Genomic DNA, 3,597 nt, shown 5'->3' on the forward strand with positions numbered 1-3,597 from the left:
GGCCGGGCTTCAACGGCGACAAGGTCACCGGCCAGGGCTTCGACCAGGAGGTCCTGGAGAAGGCCGGCATCCGCCGCGCCGACGCGTTCGCCGCGGTCTCCAGCGGTGACAACTCCAACATCATCGCCGCCCGGGTGGCCCGCGAGACCTTCGGCATCCAGCAGGTCGTGGCCCGCATCTACGACCCCGGCCGCGCCGAGGTCTACCAGCGGCTCGGCATCACCACGGTCGCCACCGTGAAGTGGACCGCCGACCAGGTGCTGCGCCGGCTGCTGCCCGCCGGGGCCGAGCCCAACTTCCGCGACCCGTCCGGCACGATCCGGCTCGACCAGCTGCCCGCCTCCGAGGCGTGGGTGGGGCACCGCACGGTGCTCTTCCAGCAGCAGGTCGGCTGCCGGATCGCGTGGATCGACCGGCTCGGCGAGGGCATCCTCCCCCACCGCGACAGCGTCATCCAGGAGGGCGACATCCTCCACGTGGTCATGCGCGAGGAGAACGCCCCCCGCGCCTACACGGTCATCGACAGCGGACCTGACGAAAGCTGAGTGAGCCATGCGCGTCGCCATCGCCGGGGCCGGAGCCGTGGGCCGGTCCATCGCCCGTGAGCTGATCATGAACGGCCACGAGATCCTCCTGATCGACAAGAACCCCGACTCGATCAAGCCCGAGCGGGTGCCCGACGCCGAGTGGCTGCTGGCCGACTCCTGCGAGATGTCCTCGCTCGAGGAGGCGCGCCTCGACCAGTGCGACGTGGTGATCGCCGCGACCGGCGACGACAAGGCCAACCTGGTCACCGCGCTGCTCGCGAAGACCGAGTTCGGCGTGCCGCGCACGGTCGGCCGGGTCAACCACCCCAACAACGAGTGGCTCTTCACCGAGGCCTGGGGCGTCGACGTCAACGTGTCGACCCCGCGGATCATGTCCGCGCTGGTCGAGGAGGCGGTCACCGTCGGCGACCTGGTGCGGCTGTTCACGTTCCGCCAGGGCAACGCCAACCTCGTCGAGATGACGCTGCCAGCCGACTCGCCGTACGTCGGGAAGCCGGCGGGCCTGATCCCGTTCCCCGAGAACTGCGCGCTGGTCACGATCCTGCGCGACGGCCAGGTCTACGTCCCCGACGCCGAGCAGCCGGTCGAGGCGGGCGACGAGCTGCTGTTCGTGGTCTCCTCCGACATCGAGGACAGCCTCGAGCAGATCCTCGCCCCCGGCGCCCACAGGGGCTGAGGTAGCGACCTCGGACGTCGGTCGCGCGGCGCGGCCCGGGCCCCCGCAGCCGCCACGACCCCTGGCGGCGTCCGTCCTGGTGGCCTACGCGCTGTTCGTGCTGGTCGGCCTCGGAGCCGGCGTGAACGGCGTGCTGCTGGTCGCCCAGATCGACGACTACGGCGTGGACCGGACGACGATCGGGGCGACGTTCTTCACCGGGTCCGCCGGGTTCGTGGTCGCGAGCGCGATGGCCGGTCCGCTGGTCCACCGGTGGGGGTATCGCACGACGCTGGTCGCCGGCGCGCTGGTCTACGTCGTCGCCGGGATCGCCGTGGCCACCCGGCCCACGTTCGTGGTCTTCGTGCTGCTCCAGCTCGGCGTGGGCTACGCGACCGGCCTGCTCGAGTCGGTGCTCAACGCCTATCTGGCCGAGCTGCCGCGGGCGGCCACGCTGCTGAACCGTCTGCACGCCTTCTTCGGCGTCGGCGCGCTCCTGGGGCCGCTGGCCGCCGCGGCGCTGCTGACCGTGGCCTCCTGGCCGGTGGTCGTCCTCGCGCTCGCCGGCGTCGCGGCCCCGCTGGCGGTCGCGGTCCGCGCCACCTATCCCCCGCGGGCCACCGAGCCCGCGGAGCCCGCCGGAGCGACCACGCCCGTCGACGTCGAGCACGGACGCGGCGGGTGGGCGCTCGTGGCCGCGGCCGTGCGCCAGCCGGCGGTCCTCCTCGCGGCGACCATGCTGACGCTGTACGTCGGGCTCGAGCTCGGCGTCGGCAACTGGGCGTACGGCTACCTCGTCGAGGCGCGCGACCTCTCCGACCTCCAGGCGGGCTACGCAGTCAGCGGCTACTGGCTCGGACTCACGCTCGGCCGGTTCCTGATCAGCCCGGCCGCCGCCCGCCGTGGGATCACGCCGGTCGGCACCACCTACCTGTGCCTCGGGGGAATCAGCGCGATGGCCCTCGTGACGTGGGCGGCGCCGTACGCCGCCGTCGCGGCCGTCGGGCTGGCGCTGCTCGGGTTCTTCCTGGGGCCGATCTTCCCCACCACCATGGCGGTGCTCCCCCAGCTCACCTCGGCGCGGCTGGTGCCGACCGCGGTCGGCGTCGTCAACGCCGGATCCGTGGTCGGCGGTGCGGCACTGCCGTGGGCGACGGGCCTGGTCGGCGAGGAGGTCGGCGCCTGGACGCTGCTGCCGATCGCCCTCGTGCTCGGGCTGCTGCAGCTCGTCGTGTGGTGGCGCACCGCGGCGCACGTGCGCCGTCCGGTCACGCCTCGCTGACCGGGCCGACCGGGGTCTTGTTGCGGGTCAGGACCCACGCCATGGCGGCGAGCGCGGCGAGCTGGAGCGGCCAGCCCATGCCGATCTTGAGGATGCCGAGCGCCGCGACCGCCGAGTCGGGGTCGAGCGAGCCGGACTTGCCGGCGAACCAGATCGGCGCCTGCACGACGACGCGGACGAAGCACGGGACCGCCAGCAGCCAGGTCAGCGTGGTGCACAGACGGACGATCTGGCGGTCCTGGTGCCACGCGGTGGGATCGCCGGTCACGCTGCCGACCATGAACCCGACCATCGGCCAGCCGATCAGGCAGGTCAGCGACAGCACCACCGTGTAGGCGCTGTTGTAGATCAGGCCGGGCAGGAAGTAGGCGAGCGCCTGGTCGTTCGCGCTGCCGCCCTGGCGTGCCGAGATCGTGACGAACAGCCAGCCGATCCCGATGCCGAAGAGCGCGTTGAGGCAGAACTGGACGGTCGAGCGCTGCACCAGGCGCACGACCAGCAGCACCACGGCGACCGCGATGCTGGAGGCGAGGGCGAGCCGCAGCTCCTTGGTCGAGAGCCACAGCGCCGTGAAGATGATCGTCGGCACCGCCGCCTCGATCATGCCGCGCCGACCGCCGAGGGCACGCGAGATCTGGGCCCGGACGACGGCCTCGACCGTGTCGACGCTCGGCGGCGAGTGTCCGGGCTGGTCGGCTGCGGCCGTCACGGCATCAGCTCGTAGCGCGGGTTGTAGATGATCCGGTGCCCGTCGTGGCGGCCGATCCGGCCGCGGATCTCCAGCGACCGGCCGGGCACGATGCCGCCGATCCGCCGGCGACCGAGCCAGATCACCGTGAGCGTGCCGGTGCCGTCGTACAGCTCGGCCTCGAGGGCCGGCACCCCGCCGCGCGGGCGGAGGGTGACCGTGCGCAGCGTGCCGCGCAGCCGGACCTGCTCGCGCTCGGGAGCCTCCCCGATCTTGTCGAGGGCGTCGTCCGCGTACGCCCGCCGCATGTCGCGCGCGTGCTGGTCGCCGGTGTCGGCCCAGCGGCTGATAGTGCGCCTCAGGCGGCTCCGCTCTCCCATGCCGCGAAAGCCTAGGGGTTCGGGCGCTCGACGAGCTGCTCGCG

Annotated in this window: 5 protein-coding genes; 3 read left to right on the plus strand and 2 right to left on the minus strand. The window is 72.8% G+C overall.

The window, feature by feature from the left end:
- The 3 genes from Q0L15_RS15430 to Q0L15_RS15440 form a co-directional block, all read left to right on the plus strand.
- A partial coding sequence (locus tag Q0L15_RS15430) for a TrkA family potassium uptake protein (protein WP_296605339.1) occupies positions 1-545 on the plus strand: 545 nt, incomplete at its 5' end.
- A gap of 7 nt (positions 546-552) precedes the next feature.
- Positions 553-1,224: a TrkA family potassium uptake protein gene (locus tag Q0L15_RS15435; RefSeq protein WP_296605340.1), complete on the plus strand. Its 672-nt coding sequence runs from the start codon at positions 553-555 to the stop codon at positions 1,222-1,224.
- Between the two features lie 79 nt (positions 1,225-1,303).
- Positions 1,304-2,485: a sugar MFS transporter gene (locus Q0L15_RS15440; protein ID WP_296605341.1), complete on the plus strand. Its 1,182-nt coding sequence runs from the start codon at positions 1,304-1,306 to the stop codon at positions 2,483-2,485.
- On the opposite strand, the gene Q0L15_RS15445 is transcribed toward Q0L15_RS15440, so the two are convergent.
- The gene (locus Q0L15_RS15445) at positions 2,472-3,194 is read right to left on the minus strand and encodes a DUF3159 domain-containing protein (RefSeq protein WP_296605342.1); all 723 of its coding nucleotides are present in this window, start codon (positions 3,192-3,194) and stop codon (positions 2,472-2,474) included. The two genes, Q0L15_RS15440 and Q0L15_RS15445, sit on opposite strands and share 14 nt — an antisense overlap.
- Entirely contained in the window at positions 3,191-3,481 is a 291-nt protein-coding gene (locus tag Q0L15_RS15450) for an OB-fold nucleic acid binding domain-containing protein (RefSeq protein ID WP_296605343.1), read from the minus strand. The genes Q0L15_RS15445 and Q0L15_RS15450 overlap by 4 nt, the downstream gene beginning before the upstream one ends.
- Positions 3,482-3,597: the final 116 nt, after the last annotated feature.

Source organism: Nocardioides sp. (assembly GCF_024509035.1).
Taxonomy (GTDB): domain Bacteria; phylum Actinomycetota; class Actinomycetes; order Propionibacteriales; family Nocardioidaceae; genus Nocardioides.

Excerpts from the sequence above, each read along its gene's own strand:
- Q0L15_RS15435 (WP_296605340.1), top strand. The coding sequence starts at position 553 with ATGCGCGTCGCCATCGCCGGGGCCGGAGCCGTGGGCCGGTCCATCGCC.
- Q0L15_RS15450 (WP_296605343.1), bottom strand. The coding sequence starts at position 3,481 with ATGCGGCGGGCGTACGCGGACGACGCCCTCGACAAGATCGGGGAGGCT.